Genomic DNA, 23,179 nt, shown 5'->3' on the forward strand with positions numbered 1-23,179 from the left:
TACGATTGATTAATCAGTAGTTAATATACACCGACATCGCGTATTTGTCCATTAAACAGCCGCAATTCATTCCAGCTAGCCGAGTTCTGCTTCACACGATTCCCGCATAGGTAACTTAAATGAGCATCCTATTAAATAAAACGAATCAAGGAGGACAAACCATCACATGCAGCCGAATGACAATGTCCGCACCTCATATTTGAAATTTTTCCTCATTTTCTTCTTGCTCGCGCTACTTATCGGTTTCGCTTTTTGGTGGTTTCAACAGGATGAAGCTGACCCTCCGCAAACGACGGAGCATGCCTTCGACAGCGGTACGATAAGGTGGACCATTGAGGATTACCCCGCCAAGGTTTTGCACGATAATCAATTCACGGTTGAGATAAAAGATACACAGGGCTTTCCGGTTCATGATGCTAATATAAAGGTGAAGCTTGACATGCTGAGCATGGTTTGCGGTGATTATGTGTTCGAAATGACAGAAGTAGCCACTGGCAAATATGGAGGAGATGGCATTCCCCTAATGGCAGGCATCTGGAAAGCAACGTTAACGCTTGAAAGCAATGAGCAAACTTATGAAATAAGCAGATTGCTGAAAGCAATCCATTAGAGGCTACCATAGCCATGGATTTACGGTCGGAATGAGACCATTGACGGCAAGCCCGCGCAGTATGGAAATCAAACCAACGGCAATTGCCGTAACAAAGCTTGCCTTACGCATGAAACGGCGCCATTGTTTGTTGGCAAACGCAGCGACCGATGCGGCTAACGCCAGTGCTGGGAAAGTAGACAAACCGAACAAGGCCATGACGGCAGCCCCTGTTAAACCGGAGCCGGTAGAGGCTGCTGTCATTTGCATGGCATAGGTGAGCCCGCAGGGAAGAAATCCAAAAGCTATGCCTGTGGCAAGCAGATGAATGGTCTCCTGCTTGTTCGACTGTTTCGCGCCATGAACCAGCTTCTTGTATAAAAAAGAAGAAAGACGGTTCATAACCGGCAGCTGGAATCGACGCCAAAGCCAGAGAAGGAGAAAGCAGCCGCCGACAATGGATGCAAGCCCCTGCATCCCGGCAAACCTTCCAGCTACGTCGACAAATGAGCCTACGGTCCCCATTACGCCTCCCAGCAAAGCATAGGAAACGATACGTCCTGCGTTGTAAAGCAGCATCGATTTCTTCACAGAAGCTGTAGAATTCAATGAAACAGCGGATACGATTCCTCCGCACATTCCCATGCAGTGCGGCGCGCTGAATAAACCAGTAAGAATAATAAAGCCGATAAGCTGCCAAGTCAACGTCATGAATAGACACCGGCTCTTCGCTTCAGCAAGCCTTTCAACCGCAGTGCATTCCCTACTACAGACACGGAGCTGAGCGCCATTGCTGTTCCTGCCATCCATGGCTCCAGCAGTCCCATTGCCGCAAATGGAATGACGATCACATTGTATGCAAATGCGAATGTTAGATTTTGCCGAACGTTTCGAATCGTCAGCCTGCTGATTCTAATCGCTTCCGGGATCGCTTGCAGCCGCGAGAACAGCAGCGTCATATGGCCGGCTTGAAGCGCACCATCCGTACCTTCACCCATGGCAAGACCAACGTCGGCGGCTGCAAGCGCCGGCGCATCATTCCAGCCGTCACCTGCCATTGCAACCCGAATTCCTTTACGCTTCATTTGCTCAACGAGTTTGAGCTTTCTCTCAGGCAGCATGGAAGCATGAACCTGCAAGATGCCTACAGCCTTAGCGGCAGCATGCGCTGGCGCTTGATGGTCCCCTGTGGCAAGTATGGACGATACACCCAGTTCCTTCAGCTGCTTCACCGTCTCCCTGGCATGCGCCTTCACGCTGTCGCTGAAAGCCATGACGCCTATGCCTTTACCAGCTACCGCTGCATAAAGCACCGTCTCCCCAAGCTCCTCGCGCTGCTTGGCAAATGCGAGTAGGTTGTCGTTCAACGACCATTTGCGATGATGTGCAAAATTTGCGTTTCCAATGCCGAAGCGATGCTCTTCGACGATCGCTTCGACGCCTCCACCCTCCGTAAATTCATATTCACTGGCAGCAGGTATGACAAGCCCAAGCCGTCCCGCTTCATTTAAGATGGCAACAGAAAGCGGATGCGTCGATTGCAACTCTGCAGCTGCTGCCATTCGAAGCAGCGCAGATCGGCTGATTTGATCAGACAGTACAGCACTTACACGCGGCCTGCCTTCAGTCAATGTTCCTGTTTTATCGAAAATAACCGTTTGAATGCTTGCTAGCCGCTCCAGCGCTCCAGCTTCCTTAGCAATAATGCCTTGCTTGGCTAGTCTGCCAGAAGCAATAACCAAGGAGATCGGGGCAGCCAAGCCAAGCGCACAGGGACAAGCAGCCAATAGCACCGCAATGCCGCAAATTAATGCTTTGCTCCAGTTGCCAGGCTCTAGGAAAATGCCCCATAAGACAATCGTACTCATGGCGAATACAAGCATAGCCGGCACGAACCAGCTTGCTGCCGCATCCACGTTTCGTTGGATCGCAGACTTCGACCGCTGTGCTTGACGAACAAGCTCCTGTATGCGGTTCAGCATCGTATCATGTCCGGCAGCTTGCGTGCGAATCCGCAGCAAACCCGTCTCATTGCGCGTCCCTGCCCACGCCTGATCTCCCTCGACCTTCGACACCGGCAGGCTTTCTCCCGTGAGCAAGGATTCATTAGCTGTAGATCGTCCGGCTGTTATTCTACCATCAACAGGGATGACCTCGCCTGCCTGCACGATTACGATATCGCCTGCCCTTACGAACTCTGCCTTCATTCGTATCCATTCTCCAGCCCGTTCAACAACAGCATTCTGGTTATGCAGCTTGTCATAACCATCCGTTCCACTCAGCGCCTTAAGGGAGGCAGAGGTCTCAATATATTTTCCAAGCAGCACCGCTGTCATTACGACTGCTGAGGTCTCGAAATATAGAGGTGGAGCATGCGGTGCTGCATCCATATTGGAATGAAACAAGCCATTCTGGAAAACTGCATAGTGGCTATATAAGTAAGCAGCCGTTGTTCCGATCACAACGAGCACATCCATATTTGCGCTGCGCTCGCGTACCGCATGATAGGCTCCGAAATAAAAGGGCATACCGATCACAAATTGAATAACCGTAGCGAATATCAACTGCAGCCAAGGAAAACTTAACCAAGCAGGCAAATAATTAATTAACGGTGTTAATAGCGGCATATGATGCAGCATGGTGATCAATAGCGGCAGCGTAAGAATGGCTGAGATAATCAGGCGCAGCTTCAGCACGCGATGCTCTTTATGGAGCCCCTCCTTCGCCGTTTCATTCAGCATGGCTATGAATCCTAACTGATTGACTCTCTCTGCAATTTGCTTTGCATGGATTTCAGCAGGCTTGAACTGTACCCACGCAGTCCGGAGCGGAAAGCTCACGGCAACCATTGCCACGCCGTTCAGCTTGCTTACTGTTTTCTCTATTCTTGCCGCGCATGCAGAACAGCTCATGCCCTGCACTGCGAAATCTATCGTACAATCGTTTTCAAATCCATGCTCGATTCGCTCGCCTATCAAGCTAAGCACCGCCTTCCATCCATCGCCTTCTCATGCCTGTACCTCTCTGCGTTTATCTATATGACAGGCAATCGAATTGCATGAATGGAACCTGCATGTGTACAGCTATTCAATCCCATTGGCTATTTATAGGCAAATGGTGTATGATTTGTCCTTGGTATACTAAACATATAGATGTATGGAGGCAACCTAACATGCTAGAAAAAATCAAGCTTACACCTGGACAAAAACTGATTACAAACAAAGATTTTGAAGTTGCGATTGCAGCAAAAGCAAAAATTAAACCGATGCAAAACGGCATGCAGATCAGACCCGCTTCAACCATTATCGGATATAACGATGATTCAATCCGCATGTCTGATGGAAGTATCATCCATAGAGCTGCCAATACGTTTTTCGTGTAAAAAGGTTTGACCGATACCTCAATCGGTCTTTTTTTATTTCCGGCGTTTCTAAATCGTTTCCTTTAGCCTTTTACTCGCCTTGCTTAATGCCTAATAACACCTTTGCTCGTTTTTGGAAATGCCGTCATTATCAATTGTGATTGCAGTCCGACCCGTTAGCGACTCCGTATACCCGCAAGCAATCGTTTCCTTGGTGTTGCCCTGTGAATCCGTATATTTCAAATAGACAGCTCCTTCGCCAGACATGCTGAGCTTCGGCTTAATAACTGCGCTTGCGCCGGCTTTGATGCGGCGATCGACGATATCCTTCTCGCTGCTCGACACGATTCCCGTTTCAATCGATACGAGATCGAAATCCGATTCATTATGAACGGTTATTGCAAAACGCTGGAAATAGGCAAAATGATCCGTTTGTGCACTCACAGCCTCCCATATTAGTCCCATTAGCAATACAGCTGTCACCGCCATTAGGATATATGCATTTCTTCTACTCATCACAATCCCTGCTTTCTCCCTATCATTTCAATGCAAAGGAATAAATGAAACGACTCCTACAATTAATAGACAACCTGTTGAAGCGAAAAGTGACAGGCAAAAGAAAAAACAGGCGTCCGTCAACGACGAAAGCCTGTTTTCTCCAATCTTATTGCGCTGTCAAAATAATGGGTCCGTCCTCGGTTATGGCGAGCGTATGCTCATATTGCGCAGAAAGCCCACCGTCAGCCGTTCTAGCTGTCCATCCGTCTTGATCAATCTTGCTGTGATACTTGCCCGTGTTGAGCATTGGCTCAATCGTGAGTACCATTCCGGCTTTTAGGCGAGTACCTCTGTTAGGCGGGCCGTAATGGGGAACTTGCGGCTCCTCGTGCATTTTTTGTCCTATTCCATGCCCAATAAAGTCTCGGACGACCGAGTAACCGTGAGCCTCTGCATACACTTGGACAGCATGTGAAATATCGCCTATCCGATTGCCTACCACCGCCTGTTCAATGCCTTTGTAAAGCGATTCCTTCGTCACTTCAAGCAGCTTCTTAGAAGCTTCGGAAATATTGCCAACTGCATAGGACCATGCGGAATCGGCTAACCAGCCGTCCAAATTAACGACCATGTCAACTGTGACAATATCTCCTTCCGTTAATACGGTTTGCCCAGGGAAACCATGGCAAATGACATCGTTTACCGACGTACAGGTTGCGAATGGATAGCCATGATAGCCCTTCTGCTCCGGGATCGCACCTTGCTCCTTCAAAAACTGCTCCACGTAATCATCGATTGCTTTCGTTGTGATACCCGGCCGTATAAAAGTCCGCAGATCGCGGTGACAAGCGGCTAGAATCTCGCCCGCTTTTTTCATTTTCATTATTTCTTCATTCGTTTTTATGACAATCATTGTAATCACCCTATCCTTTGCCTCTTAGCTGTCTTATCTAAATGATACTGTCTATCTTATGATATTAAGGATACCTCAAAGCGCGCCAAAAATAAAAAAAGCCCCGGAACCGAGGCTTTTACAATCATCAATGAACCCATAACTGCTTTAGCTGCCGAATGCAACCTCGCCTGACCATTGCAGCATGCCGCCTGTTACATTGACTACTTTATAGCCTTGAGCTTGCAAAAAATCGCATGCCTTCCCGCTGCGTCCGCCGCTGCGGCAGATCAGGACGATCTCTTGGTCGCCTTGCTGAAGCTCGCTGATTCGATCCTGCAGCTCTGACAATGGAATGCTGCGTGCCTCTTTAATATGGCCTTCCTGCCATTCATCCGGCTCGCGCACATCAATGAGATTAATGGATTTCCCGTCCTTTAATTGTGTTTCTAGTTCTGCTGCCGATATTTCTGGATACATATTGCCCATTCCCTTCAAGCGTTGATTATAGTGAACTCACATACAAACATTGTACCCTGCAACTTTTGGCATGTCTATCTTGCGTACATTTGACTGCAGGAGAATGAACGCTTCCTTTTGTTTTTGGCAGCCAACAACCGATTGATCGTAGCATCTGCCGAAGCTTCATTCAGAAGTCCGAGTCTGGACTAATCTGTTTTTCGAGACTTGCTTGGGTTGTGTAGACGACATATTTTCCATTTCGGGTGATCTTAAAAAAAGACAAAACTCTGATTGTCTTAAGCATCGCTTAAGCCTATCGAAGTTTTGTCTTTTCAACTTTAAACAACGGGTTAGAGTCGGACTGCTGTTCCGCTCACTGCAACCATCAGCATACCCTCGCGAACGACCTCGTAATCAATATCAATGGCAACAATGGCATTGGCCCCGAGTCTTGCTGCTTGATTTTTCATTTCATCGAAAGCAACATCGCGCGCTTCCTTTAGCTTGCTCTCGTAGGCACCGGATCTACCGCCGACTATATCCGTAATAGATGCGAAGAAATCCCTAACGACGTTGGCTCCCATAATCGCTTCACCCGTAACGACACCTATATACTCTTGAATGGGATGTCCCTCAATTGTTGGCGTAGTTGAAACTATCATACATCTACTCCTTCCTCTTCATTTCCTGAAGTCTATATCTGTTTTTCTTTATTACGACAACGATAAAGCAATGTTTCAATTTATTCGGCATTAATCTCAGTTAGCTTTAAGCTCACTAACTGGTCCGTGCTTGGTTCAATGGTCATAACAACTCGAACGCCAAATTCCTTTGTATCCTTGTGCACCCACAGCACAAAACTTTCATTTGCTTGACCACTAGGCAGCATTTTTCTTCCCTCGTACTTATAGTCCACGATCGAAGCATCCTGGTACATTTTTTTCGTTTCCAGAACGGCAAGCTTTCCCCATTTGGCGTAGGACGGCTCCGAGAATAGAGCTGAAGATTCCGTCGAGGCAACCTCGGTATGGGCAAGACTCAGCAATACAAATACGGCCTTCATCACGATATGACGCAGCATTTCAACACCACCTGTCTGCATGGAAAGAGATAGGTATAGGTTGGCCTAGTTCTAATCATCCTATCCCATTCCGGTGCATAGTGGCTTTAGCGCTGAATTGTGCTGGGCTCTCTGCTGCGGTAGGGAAATAAAAAAACGGTCACCAAGGCGCTAGGCCGGTGACCGTATCTTATATTAAACTTCTTCAACTGCACGATGCTTGCGTTTGCGGTTCAAGAATTCATACACGACTGGAACAATGATTAGCGTCAATAACGTAGAGCTTGTTAGTCCGCCGATTACGGTAACAGCCATTCCCTTCGAAATTAATCCTCCTGATTCAAACCCGAATGCCAAAGGAAGAAGCGCGCCAACGGTAGCAATAGCCGTCATTAGGATTGGACGAAGACGCGTGCCTGCCGCTTCGATCAACGATTCGCGAATGGATAGGCCTTCTTTTTCTTTCTGGATGACGCGGTCCACGAGCACGATCGCATTCGTAACGACAATGCCGATCAGCATCAGCGCTCCGATCATCGCTGTCACGCTTAGCGTTTCGCCAGCGATAAGCAGCCCGACCAGCGCACCGATTATCGTGAATGGCAAGGAGAATAGGATAGCAAACGGCGTCATTGCACCGCCAAAGGTAATGACAAGCACGAGATAAACGACCGCTATAGCAGCTAACATAGCCAGACCAAGCTGGGTGAAGGATTCATTGATTTGTTCGGTTACACCGCCCATATCAATATCAATACCCGCCGGAAGGTCCGTTTCATCAATCATCTTTTGAATTTCAGCTGAAACTTTGCCTACATCGGAAGCAGTAACATCCGCGGAAACCTCCGCATAGATACGGTCATCACGCCTTGTTACCGTGTTAGGCGCTTCGCCCTCCTCGATCGTCACGACGTCTTTAAGAGCCACTTCCGTCCCCATTGGCGACATCAATTTCACGTTTTCAAGATCTGTTTTATTCGAATAGGTTTTCGTTTCAACCTTGACGTAAACATTGAATTGCTCGCCATCCTTTTCGATGGTTGTCAATACCGGACGCTCGCGTACCGGGCTTAATGCCATTGCAATTTGTCCGGCGGTCAAGCCGTTTTGGCTTAATTTTTCTTGATTGGCTACAATTCGGTACTGATCATATGTTTCCGACAAGCTGGAATCAATGTTCTTCACGTTTTTGTTATCGGCTAGCTTTTTCGTTAGATCATCTACGACTGGCTGCAGCGACTTCATGTCAGGTCCGAATACGAGCATCGATACGCCAGATCCGCCAAGTCCCCCGCCTGTGAAATCCTGCTGCTTCCATTCGCCTTTGCCGCCCAGTTCTTGAAGGAGCGGGATAATTTTTTCTTTCTCGGCGTTGAAATCTTTGTAATCCTCGTCATAGCTTAAGTTGAACAAAGCTTGCTTCGAAGCTCCCGGACTAAACGGGTTTTGCCCACCAACCGCATACTGTACAACTGTAAGGCCTTCGCGTCCAAAAAGCTTGCTCTCGGCTTCAAGCGCCATGGCCTCTACTTGCTCACGCGTTTCACCTGGAGCAGGGTTATACGAAACAACCATCATTTTCTGCTCGTCTCCGGCTAAGAAGCTCGTGCCGATGACAGGAACTAGGAATAAGCTGCCTACCAATAACAGAACGGCCAAACCAAATGCAACTGCTTTATGGTCAAGCGACCAACGCAGTACGCCTTTGTACCATTCAGCTAGGCGGCCTGGCTTATCATGGTTTGCTTTGCCCGCTTTCATCCCTTTACGGAACATCATATGAGCAAGCATTGGAACTACCGTAATCGCAACGAGCAGCGATGCCAGCAAAGCGAAAACGATCGTTAGCGCAAACGGCAAGAAAATTTCGCCAATCATGCCTGATACCAGGCCTAGAGGCAGGAATACCGCAATCGTAACAATGGTTGAAGCTAGAATGGGTACGAACATTTCTTTTGTGGCATCTAGAATTAATTCTTTGCCCTTTAGCTTTTCTGTCGTTAAAGCCATCCGTCTATATACATTCTCGATGACGACAATCGAATCATCGATAACCCGGCCAATCGCAACTGTCATTGCGCCGAGCGTCATAATATTCAACGTAATATCCATTTGGCTTAGAATAAGCATTGCAATTAGAATCGATAACGGAATCGACACGACTGCGATAATCGTGGACCGAATATCACGCAAGAAAATCATAATTATAATAACTGCGAACAAAGCACCTATAATAGCTTTGCTTAGCATCGTGTGAACCGAATCCTCAATCGGTTTCCCTTGGTCAAGCGTCATGACGAACGATAAGCCTTCATTTTTGCTTTCGAGCTCTTTAATTTCGTCCTTAACATTATTAACAACGTCAACCGTATTCGAATCGGCAGATTTCACGATGTTTAGCCCAATCGCATCTTTTTGGTTCGTACGGGAAATGGACTCGGCTTTGTCAATAATGCTTATATCCGCAATATCACTAAGCTTGACGCCTGGCACGATGACCATTTTGTTCAGGTCTTCTTCCGTAGAGATATTACCGTCAACCACGAGTGCTTTCTCTGAATCGCCAAACTCATAAATGCCAAGCGGAACCGATACAGCGGATGCTTGAATGATCCCCTTTACCGTGTCCTCGGTCAATCCGAGCTCCTTCAGCTTTTCTTGGTTGAACGCAAGCTCTCCTTCTTGCACGTTCTGGCCTGAAATTTGGACGCTTGCAACGCCCTCAATTCCTTGCAGACGCGGAAGCACGTTATCCTGCACTTCCTTTGTGAGCTGTTCCAAGTTCAAGTTGTCGTTAGATAAACTTAATGAAACGACTGGAAATGCGTTTAAGCTAATGCGGGATACGGATGGATCCTGCGCGCCTTCCGGCAGCGATACCTCAGCGAGGATGTTTTTCACCTCTGCTTCCGCTTTTTCCATATCCGTTTCATAGGTGTATTCAATAACGACCGACGATGCATTTTCGTAGGAGGTTGAGCTGATAATTTCTACGCCTTTTAAGTTTCTAGTTCTTTGCTCAATCGGCTTCGTAATTTTCTCCATAATTTCTTCCGGCGCAGCGCCGGGATAAACCGTAGTGACACTGACGATAGGTACCGTAATGTCAGGCAAGGTTTCCATTTTCATGTTCAAACCGGAATAAAGGCCTGCAAATAAAACTAACAATGTCAAAATCCATAACGCAAACTTGTTGTTCAATGAAAACCGGATAATGCTCTTCAAGTTATTCCACTCCCTCATCTTCTATCTATACTTTGAAACGGTAACCGACTCCCCATATCGTCTCGATATATTGAGGTTTTGACGGGTCATGCTCTATTTTCTCGCGCAGCCTCCGAATGTGAACCGTGACCGTAGCTGCGTCGCCATTTGATTCCAAGCCCCATATTCGCTCGAACAGCTCTTCTTTTTCAAAGACGCGATTAGGATTCGAGGCAAGCAGAAGCAGAAGCTCGTACTCCTTGGAGGTTAACATCGCTTCCTTCTCATGGATCATCACCCGTCGGGAGAGCTTGTCAATAAACAAGCCGCGAATACGAATATGCTCGCCTCGTTCGCTCTTGTCTGCCGTTAGACGCTCATACCTCGCCAAATGGGCCTTCACTCTGGCGACAAGCTCACTCGGGCTGAACGGCTTTGTCATATAATCATCCGCTCCAAGCCCGAGGCCTCTTATCTTGTCTATATCTTCCTTCTTAGCCGTCACCATGAGCACCGGAATGTTAATAGACTGTCTGATTTGACGGCAAATCTCGAAACCGTCTACCTTAGGCAGCATCACATCCAATATAACGAGGTCGAAGCTCCCTTCCAACGCTTTCTGAAGGCCGATATCGCCCCTGCCTTCAATGTGTACGCCAAAACCGTAACTTTCCAAATAATCGCGCTCAAGCTCGGCAATGGCTTTCTCGTCTTCAATGATTAGTATGCTCTTCATGCTCATCCACCGTATGGACGGTCGTGGATTTAGGCAGCTTCAGACAGAACCTGGCACCTCCCTGTTCTGCATTTTCTGCCCAAACCGTACCGCCATGCCCTTCGATTATTTGTTTGACGATGGCAAGTCCCAACCCGCTCCCACCTGTTTCCAAGTTGCGCGATTGCTCCGCTCGATAGAAACGATCGAATATGAACGGCAAATCATCCTCTTCAATACCAGGACCAGAATCTTCAATCACAATGAGTGCATACTGCTGCAGCTCCCTAACCCTTACAAAAACTTGCTTATTGAATGAGTCGGCGTGCTGCCCCATATATTTGACACAATTGTTCAGTATATTGGTCAGCACCCTGCTAAGCTTGTCTGGATCAGCTGCGATGAGCAGCGGTTCTGACTCATGGGTGAGATAGATTAATTCCACCTCAGATTTCTCCAAATCAAAGCGCTGCTCGTCCATGAAATGCTCCAAATAGCGGCGTATATCTATCATTTTGAAATCAAACGCCACGGTCTGGAGATCCAGCTTCGAGAAGAGGAACAGCTCATCGATCAATTGATCCATATCTGATGCTTTGCGATAGATCGTTTCCATATATCGGATGCGCTTCTCGTCGGTATTCGCAATGCCATCCATTATTCCTTCAACGTAACCCTTTATGGCCGATATCGGCGTTTTCAAATCATGGGAAATATGTGACAAGAGCATTTTTCGGTTTTCTTCATATAAAAGGCTCTGGTCAATCGAGTGCTTCAGTCTCACTCTCATATCCTCGAACGCATTGCTTAGCTGCCCGATTTCCCCCTTTGTGGTTGCTTTTACTTTATGAGAGAGATCGCCGTCCTTGATTTGAAGCGCAGCTGCTTCCAGCTCTTTAATGGGCCTTATAATGCTCCTGGATACAAAATAAGTGAGCAGCAAGCTGGTTAAGCCGATAAAGGCGAGGCTAAAAACCGTTCCTACAGGACGCCAATAGATAGGCACGGTATCGATGCGCCTAAATATCAACGCACTTCCTTCACCGCCGTCAGGATAGTTGAAATCCAGCGAGCTCACCTCGAATTGGAAAGAGTTGAACGTTACCTTCGATGGCCTTTCTTCCAAGAAACGTTTCCAATTCTCGTTCGGTGCTGTCTGATCCAGAAACGGCGCGACAGATTTGATCTGTCCCTCTCTGGAGATGACGAGCCCAGCCCAATGCTCTCCCAGCCTGTGTTGGATTTCCGCGACGTACTCCCTTTTCTCTAGCTGTCCGGCATCATTGCGCAGCACGTAGGATAATTCGCCATATACCAAGGCTTGAAGATAAGGCTCTTTGCTTTCCTTTTCAAAATATTGCCTGACATCCTCGACGCCGCGAGCATAAAAGACGAATATCATAAAAAGACTCATTAATATGAGCGGCAGAAATACCATCGCTAAGTAAGACATATAAAGCTTTACCCGTATCGACAATTCTGCTCACGCCTCACTCATCAATATCTTATAACCTATGGTTTATCATAAAGGACATTTCTAAACGAACTTGTAACCAATTCTTACAAAATTATTACGTTTGGTTGCCTGATGCTTAATAATTCAAACAAATAATTATTTTATGTAATTAATCATTAATGTGATCAACCTTTATTTGTTTTGACAACGAAGTGCACTTACCAGAATAGACGCCGTCAACAGCCATATATACATGATCCAGACAGCAGTTGATACGGCAGCGAAAGAAGCAAGACATTTAAATAATATAATGAGGCCAGCTATTGTACATACCGAGTAAATAGCGTTAGCTCTATGCCCGTTTGCTGTCGCTTGATTAATTAATGTCATAAAATAAATGCCCACTAAACCAGAAGTAATCGGTGCCACAACCCAAATGCTTATTGAAAAAAAACTGCCAGCACTAAGAAGCTTGGCTGATAGAAAAACAACAGCCACTACAAAAACAGACCCCCAATTTATTTTGGGGCTAATTGTCTGTCTTGCTGCCTCAACCTTTTTGTTGCGTTTTTTATAGGCAAAGAAACGAAACATCAAATATAAACATGGCATGCCTAACCCGAGCGCAGACAGCGAAAGCTGAAGAATATGAAAAACGCTGTCGCCCAGAAACACGCTTTGCAAAAACGGCAGTCGAACCACGAACCACCCTCCACTGTGTGTGAAGTGGTCTAGCGTGACATGCGATAGGAAGCCGATAAGCAGTGAAATTGCAAACGCAGCCCCATCCTTAATACTGCTCATCTGCCAAGGCTGGTTTTCGTGTAAGGCAAACCGGTCAATGCCAGCAATATTCGGAAGAAGCTTAGGCAGAGAGGGTTTTAGTATCAAATGGAACGCAAAGGCAAAAGCGATGCATGTCGGCAGCGAGAGCAGAAAAAAACCAAGCATGTCATGACCGATTGAACGGAAAGGCTGCATCGCAATAAAATACTCAATATCCGGTGACATGCTCCCAAGTATTAATCCGGTTGTGCTTAAAGATGGTATTATTTTTTTGAGCGGGGCAGCAAACAATGGATGCGATAGCGTAAACGGCATTTTGGAAATCCATCTCCCTTACTTGCTAAGTGCACCGAACTTCGGTAGCGGCCAAATCCGTAAGACCGCTTTTCCTTCGATACTCGATCTTGCTATCGGCCCAATCGCCCGACTGTCCAAGCTATGCTCGCGGTTATCGCCCATGACGAACAGCTGACCCGCTCCTACTGTGAATGGCACGGCTACGCTGCCAGCAAATGTTTGTCCTTTGACGTATTGCTCCTCGATTTTCTCATTGTTCAAGTATACTTCTCCATCACGAATATCGATGATATCGCCTGGCAGACCAACCACTCTTTTAATTAACCGAAGGTCGCTTTCAGGCCCATTAATGATTACAATATCTCCATGGCGGGGCTCATGAAAGTGATAGGACCATTTATCTTCAATTAATCGCTGCCCGGCAATAAGCGTGTTTTGCATGGAAACATTTTGAACCTCGGATTGCGCATACACATAGTTTTGGAACAACATAGCTACCACAACCGCAATACCAAGCGATATTGTCCATTCTTTTATTTCTTTTAGTAATCCTTTTGAATGGCTGTTTTTTGTTTTCATCTGCTTTCACCTCATTAATTAGTGGATATTGCCGTGTTTAACAAACCTACCGCCGTTGGTTTATACGTTTCAATTTGGGCAAAGTTTCCAAGCGATGCTTTGAAAATAGGAAGTGACAATGCAAGCCGCTTTGCGCTAAAGTGAAAAAGAGAGGGGATTTCAACAACTATGAATCAAATTACGGCTGCACAGCGAGTGCTTTTCACCGTTATAACCATTTTATACTGGACTTCGATGTACGTATACGTCCCAACCTTATCGCCATATCTTAGCGATCGCGGACTGTCCCTGCCCTTTATCGGGATTGTGCTCGGGAGCTATGGATTCGTGCAAATGTTCGTCAGGTTCCCGCTTGGCATTCTGTCTGACCGATTCGGGAAGCGAAAGCCATTTATTGTGCTCGGCATGCTCACCGCAGCGATTAGCTGCCTGCTCTTTCTTATTCCCGGATCATGGCTATGGCCGCTGGCCGGCAGGCTTATGGCAGGTGTATGCGCATCTACTTGGGTCGCATTCACCGTGCTGTACGCCAGTTATTTCGGAGCTGGACAGACCGGGAAAGCGATGGGCAATATAAGTGTCATGACCGTTTCCGGGCAAATGGTCGGCATGCTGCTCAGCGGCTGGCTCACGGACGGTTTTAGCGAAAATGCACCATTTATTCTCGGAGCTGTCATTGCTGTTATTGGGCTTGGACTTGCCTTTCTTATCAAGGAACCGCAACAGAAGCTGCGCAACCAACCGGGAATGTCTTTTGCGATGATCAAAAATGTGGTGCGAACGAAAACACTGCTGCAAGTGTCTTTGCTCTCCATTCTAGCTCATGGTGTTTTGTTTATCACGATGTTTGGCTTTACACCCTTAAAAGCGGAAGAGCTAGGCGCTACCGGCTTGAATCTAACGATACTTGTCTTCGCGTTCATGCTGCCCCATGCATTCGCTTCGCTCGTAACCGCTAGATGGTTCACGCCAAGGTTCGGCAACTGGGGTACGATTGGAGCCGGCTTTCTATTAAGCACGATTTGCACGGCCGCGATGGTATTCGGAGATTCATTCGGGTTTCTTATCTTCACTCAGGCGATCAACGGATTCGCGCAAGGCTTGCATATGCCTCTGCTCCTCGGACTTGCTATTCGAGACGTGGCGCTGCCTGGACGTGCGACTGCAATGGGCTTGTACCAAGCCTTATACGCAATCGGAATGTTCTCTGGACCTTTCCTTGCAGGCTGGTTGAATGAGAGCTGGGGATTAAATGGAGGCTTCCTATTCGGTTCATTATTAGGGGCTGCTGCTTTTATTCTCGTAACGGTGTGGGCAAGATCGGAACGGAAATCAGCCAATCGATTGCAGCAATCCACAGCAAAGGAGATTAGCGGATGACCAAGCCTCAGCTCGTTCTCGATATCGGCGGCGTACTTGCCACCAATTTATCTCCGTTGCTCTGGCAGCTGTTAGCAATTGAAGCGGCTGTTTCCGAAGAACATCTATACTCCGCTTACAAGCGAGAAATAAGTGAGTCTTTATGGCGCGGCCATCTTTCAGAAGAGCAATTTTGGGAGTGGATTATATCTCATGTACCGACGTTAAACAAAGTGCAGGGTCGTGCTTTTGTTGACATGAGCTTGAAGCCGCTTCCCGCTCTCGCGTACATACCGGAATGGCAGCAGCTTGCCGACATTCATATACTAAGCAACCATTTGTCTGCATGGGTCGATCCCTTGCTCTCAACGATTAGACCTTTTTTGAATACGATCACGATATCCAGCCAAATAGCTTTGAAAAAGCCTGATCCGAGCATCTTTGAATCGGTAATTTCATTGTTGCCTTTAGGCTCACCAGTCTTATTTGTCGATGATCAGCAAACAAACTTAAAGCAAGCAGTTTCGCACGGATGGCGGACGCTGCTTGCAGATGACGAGGGTCATTGGATGAATCAGGTTTCTATGCAGCTAAAGCAAATAAGCCACAATCAACAGCAATGATCCGCTTGCTATCCCAATGCTGATTAAAACCGCGTCCGCCTTTTGGAATGTGAGGCGGAACGCATACACTGGATTGCGCCTCGCATAGCCGAAACCCCTTGCTTCAAGCGCATCTGCCATTTGCTCCGCCAAACGGAGAATAGAGCGTACATATGGAATCAAGATCGGAATGATCTGCTTAATAGGTACCGATTTAGGCGGCGCTGCCGCCTTTCCTCTCGCATGCGCAAGCTTCGCAAACCTCTCCCATTCCCCTGTAAGAAGGGGAATAAACCTAAAAATTAGCGTAACGATAAGTGCGAAGCTATGAATAGGCAGCTTTAGCCTCTCAAGCCAACCAAATGTTTGTTCAATGCTGCGCTGGAGCCGGTAAGGCGTCATAAGCTTCAGCATAGGCATGCCTAACACCATCACAAGCATAAGCTTGCCAAACCTCATTGCAACCGGCCATGCCTTTTCCACATCGAAAGTAAAGGGATTCAGCTCGATGCCTCCAATTATGCAAAACACGATGATCATAATGGCATACGCACGAATGACACGAATCCACTGCCATATCAGCGCGCGAAACGGTATTGACAAAACTGCCGTAACGGAAGTGGCAACGACTACTTCCAGCATCGTTTTCTGTGCTAATATGCACGCGGCAAGAAACAGATAAACGAGTACAAGCGCGCGGGGATCAAATTGGTCGTTCCGAGATATTGTTGTTCTCTGGTTCGACCTTTCTATAGGGAAGTTATTCTGCTCATTGAGGCGTGCAGCAGCAGTTTGCTTGGTTTGGGCCTGTTGCTGGCAAACGTCGCCAGCATGGGCTTCGCTGCTAGAATGATCCTTACGCAGCTTTAATTGCGCTGCAATGGCCGCCGCCGTCTCACGCGGCGTCGGCCACGGCGCCCCGCTTCCCGGCGCCGGAACCCCAGGCGGCAAAGCCGCCTCCGCCCGCAGCGCTGCCAGCGCGCGCAGCGCCTGCGGCGCTTCTGCGGCCTCCGCTACCGCCGCCGCAGATGCCGCTGCGCGGACCGTGCCGCCGCTGACCACGGCGACCGTGTCCGCCAGCGGCAGCAGCGCGTCGAGGTCGTGCGTGGCAACGACCGCTCCGCGCCCTGCCGCCCTGTGCGCTTCAAGAACCGCGCACAGGCGGCGAATGCCGACGGCGTCAAGCCCCGCCGTCGGCTCATCGAGCAGCAGCCATTCCGGCTCGCACGCCAGCAAGCAGGCGAGCGACAGCCGTCGCTGCTGACCGCCACTGAGCGTCCATGGATCGCGCTCCAGCAGCTCCAGCGGCAAGCCAGCCTCGTTAAGCGCTTGCGCTATTCTCGAGCTTGATTGCTCTTTTAATACGCCATAAGGCTTAAGTGAATACAGCAGCTCTTCACGGACTGTCGGGGCGAACCACTGCGATTCGGAACTCTGCATCGCGATGCCGAGGCGAAGCGCGACATTCTGATTTAATCGTTTTTTTCGCTTCCCCTGTATCCATAACGGCTCGTCGCCAAGCCTAATTTCGCCAGCTGCAATCGTTCGTAGGCCAGCCATTGTCTCCAGCAGCGTCGACTTCCCCGCTCCATTATGTCCGATTAGCAGAGTAATTTCGCCAACTTTGAAAGTCATATCAATATCCTTCAGCAGCGGCTTTCCATCATTCCCATCTGCGTTAACGGAAACCTTGTCCAACCTCCAATCAGCGTTCAACATGATTCACCGCCCTAGCCAGCATCTCTGCCGTCAATGGAAAGGGTGACAGCTGAATCCCCAACTCGGCCAGCTCCCAAGCAACTTGTGCCGCATAAGGAGCTTCAAAGCCAAGCCGTTCGCACCAGCTGTCATTTATGCCTGCTTGTGATCTTTCAAACCAAGTGTCAGCATTCCCATCGAACGCGATTGCTCCTTCTTCCATCGCAATAATGCGATCGCCAGTCCGAAGCTCTTCCAGCTTTTGCGTTATCCATACAACTGTGACACCTTCATGATGAAGGGCTCTTACGTGCTCCAGCACCATACTGGAAGCCTCCGGGTCCAGCATGGCCGTTACCTCGTCGAGAACCAGCATTGGTGATTTAGCCGCCAAGCAACCGGCAATGGCTACTAGCTGCTTTTGTCCACCTGAGAGCGTTTCGATCGGCTGATGGAGCTTTTCTCCCATACCTACGCGCTGAAGCGACTTTTCCGCTTCTGCGGGTATGTCCAACCCCGAAAGCTCATTCTGCTCTAGCAACAACACAACGTCCTCCCAAGGCGTTGCCCCAACTATTGCAGCTTCCGGCTGCTGCATCACAATCGGTACTGGCCTGCCTTCTGCAGCCGTATGGATCTTCCGAATGATTTCTCCTTCCAATCCGGCAACACGAAATCCCGCCGCTACTTTGGCCAACGTGCTTTTCCCGCTTCCGTTGCGGCCTAACAAGGAGAGCCAAACGCCATGATCAATGGTTAATGAGATATCCATTAAAATGGACTTGGACTTTGCACCTTCTCTCATAGAAGGTGGGGTAACGCAAACATGCTTTAACTCCACTTTAAAATCGGCATTCAAAAAAATTCACCCAACCTCTTCCCCAAATCGATCGGCTATGCTACAATTCGAACTGTTAACCTCTTTTAAATATATAGGGTTAACAATTAAATCGCAACTACATAAAGGAGTCGTTCAATCGTATGCAAAGCAACAATATCCGCTCGCTCGTATTTATCGCCTTATTCGCAGCCTTATTTATTATCATGAGTTCACTTACGATTAAGCTTGGCGGTTCACTCGTACCGATCACCCTGCAAACACTGGGCGTTGTATTATCCGGTTTGTTCCTATCTCCGCGCAATGCCTTTCTCAGCATATTCGTCGTCATTGTTCTTGCGGCAATCGGTCTGCCTTTGTTCAGCGGCGCGGGAGGAATCGCCCATCTAACGGGAGCAACAGGCGGTTTTATCTTTGCATTCCCGTTTTGCGCTATGCTCGTCAGTATCGCGATCGGAGCTTTTCTGCGAATGAGCAGTTCCAAAGCGAATAAAGGATTAGCCGTTGTTGTATTCTTCCTTATTTTCGAACTTTTCAGTTCACTTTTCTCTTACCTGCCAGGCATACCATGGCTCATGCATATAACTGAATTCTCATTCCAGAAAGCCATGGCTGTAGGCTTCTTTCCATTCATAATTGGCGATGCATTAAAGTCGCTTGTTGGCGCCATTCTGGCTATCTCATTAACACCTTACATCGTCTATATTCGCTCGTCAACCGTCAAGCGCAGCAACCAGAATTTAACCATTAAAGGATAGAAACCGTCCTATCGCAATAAAAATGCGTATTCCAATTGACTCTCGTCAATAGAGACTGACCGACTTTATAAAACAGTGGTCAGTCCCATCGGAATACGCATTATTTTTGATTCCAATTCCACAACCGTACCTCACCCAGTCGAATGGCCTTTACAAAGCTAACCTCCTGCAATTTCAGAAGCTCCTTGACTGGTCCCGTCGCTACGACGCCGTAAATCTGAACGCCATTCTCATCCGCATAATCCAAAGCGTCCTTAACCAGTTCAGTCGAGACAACAGACCTTGTTATTGACTTGTATTTGAGCAATAGCTGCAGTGTTTGCTTGTAATCATCCGTTTGCAAACCGCTTTTATCATGATGATACAATGGTATGGACGGAAATCCTAGCGGATTCCAAACCGCTTGCTCACCAGTTTCAGAACCCTCGACCGCCGTTCTAACGGCATACCACACTAGCTCCATCTCTTTCCCATCGAATTTGGATAGTACATCACTCTGCTCGTAATAATGATCCAAAGAGACGTACGCTTCGGCCACTGACCCCTCAGGTAGCTTTTCTAATCGTGCCCATTCATTACTACTCCTTACTGTTTCCGTTGCGCTCGGCAAATAGAAAAACAAATTCAATCGATTTTGTGTATCAAGATACGTATCCACTCTTGAACCGATCCATTGATTAAATCTGAATGTCTGTGAATAAGTGCCTACTGTTTCACTCTCGCTGCCAATCTGCTTGCTGATGGTGCCAAAAAATCGGGTAGCCAAAACATTAGTTGGCGTGCTGCTAAGTGATACCCCAATATTAGGACGCGATACCGATAGCGCTGAACGCAAGACATCGCTATAAACGCTCTGGCGCATAGGGCTGCCTGTCGTGTAATAAAGGGATGTCAGGCTCGAATTTAATAAACCAAACAGGAGCAGCATGCCAAATACCGTTCCCACGCTCCAAAATCGTGCTTTTCTTTTCCCCCGCTTCATCAGCTTTCTTGCCTGTTTTGGGTTTAACTCCATAGAACTGCGCAGCACACCTAAATCAGCAGGATTATTCCCTCTCTCGAGCATCTCATCCATATAGGTCTGATAAACCTCAAGCTTCTTCAGTTCCTGCTCCACTTCCGCCCGTTCCTCTGCTGAGAGCTTATCGTCTTCATAGTCTCTCAGTAACTGTTTAAAACGTTCAGACATCATACGCCTCCCTCTGCAGCTGCCTAAGCGTCTGCCTTGCCCGAAATAAAAGCACCTTATAATGAGATAATCCAACCCCCATAATGTCTGCCGACTCCGCATACGACAGCTCATGCCAGTCATGCAAGAGCAATGCCTGCTTTTGTTTTTCCCGAAGCCTATCAATCAGAATCCCTAGCTCGCTAAGCCGCTCTTTGTGCAGAAACAGCATTTCCGGTGTAACTCGGCTTTGCAAATTCTCGAAATAAGCTGCCTCCTGAGGACTCGTTCGCTTCTCTTTCCGTTTATAGTCAATGAGCGCATGATGGGCAGTCCGGAATAGCCAAGGCTTTACTCTCTCACCCTTGTAGCTGTCCAAATACAAGTACGCTCTATAAAACGTTTCCTGCACGATATCCTCTGCAGTATGGCGATCCTGGCAGAGGAACAATAAATATCGATAAACATCTTTCATATACAACATATATAGCTCATCAATACTATTCGGCGCTGCCATCTCCCCCTTGCCCTGCCGAATGGCTCCTCAGCATACCCTTATGCCTATACACGTTTAAGCTCTGGAAAAAGTTACAAACCGCGATCGATATCCATAAAAAAACGCCTGCCCCGTTCGGCAAGCGCATCTTAATATTCTTCTATTGTTTGCTAGTGCGAGCTTAGTCGCTGCATTCCTCGGGAGCCGGCTCCGATGCATCCTCTACGCTGATTTTCTCGGAAACGGTGTCTCGTACGATCGAGATGACTAGCTGCAGCAAGTAGTTGATATCCGTTTGGCTTTGTTGAAATTCGGATACGATTGGAATGCCGTCAAGCTCGTCCTGCAGCGTTTCCATTTCGCCTTCGATTTTTTTAACCATATCGGCGTTTTTGAACGTCGTTTCGAACGCAACGACTTCCTTTTGCTTCTTTTTAATTTTCGTAATTAATTGCTGAACGCGTTCGTTGCCATTAATTTGTTGTTCGGCACGGCGGTAGTGCTGCACTTCCTCCGATGTGAAAATGAGATCCGCAAGCTCTTTCGCTTTTGTCGTAATATCGTCGCGAACGATCAGATCGCGTGTATGGAAGCTCGGAATTCCGCAGCCTTCTCCATGCTCATGATCATGGTCGCAATGTGCGCCTTGGTTTTCTGCCGTTTGCTGCTCTGCCATTTGTCATCTCTCCTGTTTTGCCGTTAGCTTACGGCTTCTTGTGCATCCTGTTCGATCGCTTCTGCTTTTATATACCAGGTTTGTGCTTCTGTCACTTTAGCCATTATGAATTGGCCGATCCATTCCTTGTGGCCTTCCAAATGAACTAATTTGTTCGTGCGTGTGCGTCCTGATAGGATGTTCGCATTATTTTTGCTTTCGCCTTCGATAAGAACCTCTACGATTTGCCCGCAAAGCTGCTCATTCTTCTCTCTTGCATTTGCTGCAAGCTGAGCATTCAGTCGTTGAAGTCTAGCCTTCTTCACCTCTAGCGGCACGTTGTCTTCCATTCCTGCGGCAGGCGTACCTTCGCGCGGGGAGTATAGGAACGTATAAGCGGAGTCAAAGCCGACTTCCTTCACCAGCGTCATCGTATCTTCAAATTGCTCGTCTGTTTCACCAGGGAAACCAACGATTATATCCGAAGTGAGCATCGCGTTCGGAATGGCTTTCTTTATCTTGCCTACCAGCTCCAAATACATCTCACGCGAATATTTGCGGCTCATTCGTTTCAAAATCTCCGTGCTGCCCGATTGCACCGGCAAATGGATATGCTCCACTAGATTACCGCCCGTTCCAAGCACCTCGATCAAATGGTCATCGAAATCACGCGGATGGCTGGTCATGAAGCGAATGCGCGGAATATCGATTTTGGACATATCATGCATAAGATCGCCGAAACGATAGCTGATATCCTCGAAATCCTTCCCGTAAGCATTTACGTTCTGACCAAGCAGCGTAATTTCTTTGAAGCCTTTCCTAGCGAGCTCGCGAACCTCCGCAATGACATCCTCTGGGCGCCTGCTGCGCTCCTTGCCTCTCGTATACGGTACGATGCAATAGGTGCAGAACTTGTCGCAGCCGTACATGATATTAACCCAAGCACGCATGCCTTCGCGTTTTTTAGGCATATTTTCTATAATATCGCCTTCCTTGGACCAAACCTCCACAACCAACTCTTTACTGAAGTAAGCGTTTTGGAGGAGATGAGGCAGGCGATGAATGTTATGCGTTCCAAAGATCATATCCACAAAAGCATGCTTTTGCAAAATACGTCCGACAACCGACTCCTCCTGCGACATACAGCCGCAAACGCCAAGCAGCAGGTCTGGCTTCTCGGTTTTGAGCGTCTTCAGATGGCCAAGCTCGCCAAACACCTTATCCTCAGCATTCTCGCGAATCGCGCATGTATTCAATAAAATGACATCTGCTGCGTTGCGGTCCTCCGTAGCCGTATAGCCCATCTCTTCGAACATGCCCTTCATGACCTCTGTGTCATGCTCGTTCATCTGGCAGCCATAGGTTTGGATCAAATAATGCTTGCCAACCCCCATAGTCCTCAGCTCATCCGGAATAGCGAAGTCATAATGCACCTCGATATCCTCTTTGCCGCGCTTTTTCTCATCCTTATGGCTAGGTGCGGCGTTTATGTTGACGATCCTTCCTTTAATGCGGTAGGTCGTTGAATTCTCGTCTTGGTCGATCACTTTCGCATCGCTGAAATCAAAATATTTGGAGTAATCCTTTAGCAGCCCTTGCTTCTTATCCGAAGCGAGCTGATTTGTATCCTTTGTCACTGCCATTTCACTTCCTTATGGGTACTAATAGTTGCTTAGTATGCTTGTATAGCCCAATTCAGTATTATA

General features: G+C 47.8%; 23 protein-coding genes. 5 read left to right on the forward strand and 18 right to left on the reverse strand.

All coding sequences use genetic code 11. The features are described 5' to 3' along the window. The first annotated feature begins 166 nt into the window (after positions 1–166). On the forward strand, positions 167–610 hold the full coding sequence (locus FHS16_RS09995; RefSeq protein ID WP_183561548.1) for a FixH family protein: 444 nt from the start codon (positions 167–169) through the stop codon (positions 608–610). Between the two features lie 3 nt (positions 611–613). On the opposite strand, the gene FHS16_RS10000 is transcribed toward FHS16_RS09995, so the two are convergent. Together FHS16_RS10000 and FHS16_RS10005 are read right to left on the reverse strand one after the other, a co-directional pair. Next, positions 614–1,300 carry a sulfite exporter TauE/SafE family protein gene (locus FHS16_RS10000; protein ID WP_183561550.1) on the reverse strand — a complete coding sequence of 229 codons (687 nt, stop codon included), beginning with the start codon at positions 1,298–1,300 and terminating at the stop codon, positions 614–616. Then, positions 1,297–3,576 (reverse strand): heavy metal translocating P-type ATPase, encoded by a 2,280-nt coding sequence (locus tag FHS16_RS10005; protein ID WP_183561552.1) that lies wholly within the window; start codon positions 3,574–3,576, stop codon positions 1,297–1,299. Before FHS16_RS10005 ends, FHS16_RS10000 begins: the two co-directional genes overlap by 4 nt. Before the next feature lie 185 nt (positions 3,577–3,761). Here FHS16_RS10005 and FHS16_RS10010 point away from each other — a divergent pair, with 185 nt between their 5' ends. Beyond that, positions 3,762–3,971, forward strand: a complete 210-nt coding sequence (locus tag FHS16_RS10010; RefSeq protein ID WP_183561554.1) for a hypothetical protein — start codon at positions 3,762–3,764, stop codon at positions 3,969–3,971. Between the two features lie 90 nt (positions 3,972–4,061). Here FHS16_RS10010 and FHS16_RS10015 read toward each other — a convergent pair whose 3' ends face one another. The 10 genes from FHS16_RS10015 to lepB form a co-directional block, all read right to left on the reverse strand. Further along, complete coding sequence (locus FHS16_RS10015) at positions 4,062–4,466, reverse strand: hypothetical protein (protein ID WP_183561556.1); 405 nt, start codon at positions 4,464–4,466, stop codon at positions 4,062–4,064. Positions 4,467–4,614: 148 nt separating this feature from the next. Next, the gene (gene map / locus FHS16_RS10020) at positions 4,615–5,361 is read right to left on the reverse strand and encodes a type I methionyl aminopeptidase (RefSeq protein WP_183561558.1); all 747 of its coding nucleotides are present in this window, start codon (positions 5,359–5,361) and stop codon (positions 4,615–4,617) included. A gap of 147 nt (positions 5,362–5,508) precedes the next feature. After that, entirely contained in the window at positions 5,509–5,820 is a 312-nt protein-coding gene (locus FHS16_RS10025; RefSeq protein ID WP_183561560.1) for a rhodanese-like domain-containing protein, read from the reverse strand. Positions 5,821–6,152: 332 nt separating this feature from the next. Next, positions 6,153–6,464, reverse strand: coding sequence for a YbjQ family protein (locus FHS16_RS10030; protein ID WP_183561563.1), 312 nt, complete (start codon positions 6,462–6,464; stop codon positions 6,153–6,155). An 80-nt stretch (positions 6,465–6,544) separates the two neighbouring features. After that, entirely contained in the window at positions 6,545–6,883 is a 339-nt protein-coding gene (locus tag FHS16_RS10035) for a DUF3889 domain-containing protein (protein WP_183561565.1), read from the reverse strand. A 174-nt stretch (positions 6,884–7,057) separates the two neighbouring features. Then, entirely contained in the window at positions 7,058–10,087 is a 3,030-nt protein-coding gene (locus FHS16_RS10040; protein ID WP_183561567.1) for an efflux RND transporter permease subunit, read from the reverse strand. Between the two features lie 25 nt (positions 10,088–10,112). Further along, positions 10,113–10,802, reverse strand: coding sequence for a response regulator transcription factor (locus FHS16_RS10045; protein WP_183561570.1), 690 nt, complete (start codon positions 10,800–10,802; stop codon positions 10,113–10,115). Then, positions 10,780–12,258: a sensor histidine kinase gene (locus tag FHS16_RS10050; protein ID WP_183561572.1), complete on the reverse strand. Its 1,479-nt coding sequence runs from the start codon at positions 12,256–12,258 to the stop codon at positions 10,780–10,782. Before FHS16_RS10050 ends, FHS16_RS10045 begins: the two co-directional genes overlap by 23 nt. Positions 12,259–12,429: 171 nt before the next feature. Then, on the reverse strand, positions 12,430–13,338 hold the full coding sequence (locus FHS16_RS10055; RefSeq protein WP_183561574.1) for a DUF4184 family protein: 909 nt from the start codon (positions 13,336–13,338) through the stop codon (positions 12,430–12,432). Positions 13,339–13,356: 18 nt separating this feature from the next. Continuing rightward, positions 13,357–13,899 carry a signal peptidase I gene (lepB, locus tag FHS16_RS10060; protein ID WP_183561576.1) on the reverse strand — a complete coding sequence of 181 codons (543 nt, stop codon included), beginning with the start codon at positions 13,897–13,899 and terminating at the stop codon, positions 13,357–13,359. Positions 13,900–14,067: 168 nt separating this feature from the next. Here lepB and FHS16_RS10065 point away from each other — a divergent pair, with 168 nt between their 5' ends. Next, on the forward strand, positions 14,068–15,279 hold the full coding sequence (locus tag FHS16_RS10065; protein ID WP_183561578.1) for an MFS transporter: 1,212 nt from the start codon (positions 14,068–14,070) through the stop codon (positions 15,277–15,279). After that, positions 15,276–15,881 carry an HAD family hydrolase gene (locus FHS16_RS10070; RefSeq protein ID WP_183561580.1) on the forward strand — a complete coding sequence of 202 codons (606 nt, stop codon included), beginning with the start codon at positions 15,276–15,278 and terminating at the stop codon, positions 15,879–15,881. Before FHS16_RS10065 ends, FHS16_RS10070 begins: the two co-directional genes overlap by 4 nt. Here FHS16_RS10070 and FHS16_RS10075 read toward each other — a convergent pair. Together FHS16_RS10075 and FHS16_RS10080 are read right to left on the reverse strand one after the other, a co-directional pair. Then, positions 15,849–17,579, reverse strand: coding sequence for an ATP-binding cassette domain-containing protein (locus tag FHS16_RS10075; protein WP_183561582.1), 1,731 nt, complete (start codon positions 17,577–17,579; stop codon positions 15,849–15,851). The two genes, FHS16_RS10070 and FHS16_RS10075, sit on opposite strands and share 33 nt — an antisense overlap. Beyond that, a complete protein-coding gene (locus FHS16_RS10080) occupies positions 17,566–18,417 on the reverse strand; it encodes an ABC transporter ATP-binding protein (RefSeq protein WP_183561585.1) in 852 nt (283 codons plus the stop codon). The genes FHS16_RS10075 and FHS16_RS10080 overlap by 14 nt, the downstream gene beginning before the upstream one ends. 122 nt (positions 18,418–18,539) lie before the next feature. Between FHS16_RS10080 and FHS16_RS10085 the strand changes: the two genes are divergently transcribed. Next, the gene (locus FHS16_RS10085) at positions 18,540–19,154 is read left to right on the forward strand and encodes a biotin transporter BioY (RefSeq protein ID WP_183561587.1); all 615 of its coding nucleotides are present in this window, start codon (positions 18,540–18,542) and stop codon (positions 19,152–19,154) included. 100 nt (positions 19,155–19,254) lie between these two features. Here the strand turns inward: FHS16_RS10085 and FHS16_RS10090 are convergent, their stop codons facing one another. The 4 genes from FHS16_RS10090 to miaB all read right to left on the reverse strand — a co-directional run bounded on the left by FHS16_RS10090 (position 19,255) and on the right by miaB (position 23,116). Further along, entirely contained in the window at positions 19,255–20,343 is a 1,089-nt protein-coding gene (locus tag FHS16_RS10090) for an anti-sigma factor C-terminal domain-containing protein (protein ID WP_183561589.1), read from the reverse strand. Continuing rightward, complete coding sequence (locus FHS16_RS10095; RefSeq protein ID WP_183561591.1) at positions 20,336–20,839, reverse strand: sigma-70 family RNA polymerase sigma factor; 504 nt, start codon at positions 20,837–20,839, stop codon at positions 20,336–20,338. Before FHS16_RS10095 ends, FHS16_RS10090 begins: the two co-directional genes overlap by 8 nt. Positions 20,840–20,999: 160 nt before the next feature. Continuing rightward, on the reverse strand, positions 21,000–21,494 hold the full coding sequence (locus tag FHS16_RS10100; RefSeq protein ID WP_183561593.1) for a YlbF/YmcA family competence regulator: 495 nt from the start codon (positions 21,492–21,494) through the stop codon (positions 21,000–21,002). Positions 21,495–21,517: 23 nt separating this feature from the next. After that, positions 21,518–23,116 carry a tRNA (N6-isopentenyl adenosine(37)-C2)-methylthiotransferase MiaB gene (gene miaB / locus FHS16_RS10105; RefSeq protein WP_183561595.1) on the reverse strand — a complete coding sequence of 533 codons (1,599 nt, stop codon included), beginning with the start codon at positions 23,114–23,116 and terminating at the stop codon, positions 21,518–21,520. Between the last annotated feature and the right edge of the window lie 63 nt (positions 23,117–23,179).

Source organism: Paenibacillus endophyticus, from assembly GCF_014192395.1.
Taxonomy (GTDB): Bacteria; Bacillota; Bacilli; order Paenibacillales; family Paenibacillaceae; genus Pristimantibacillus; species Pristimantibacillus endophyticus.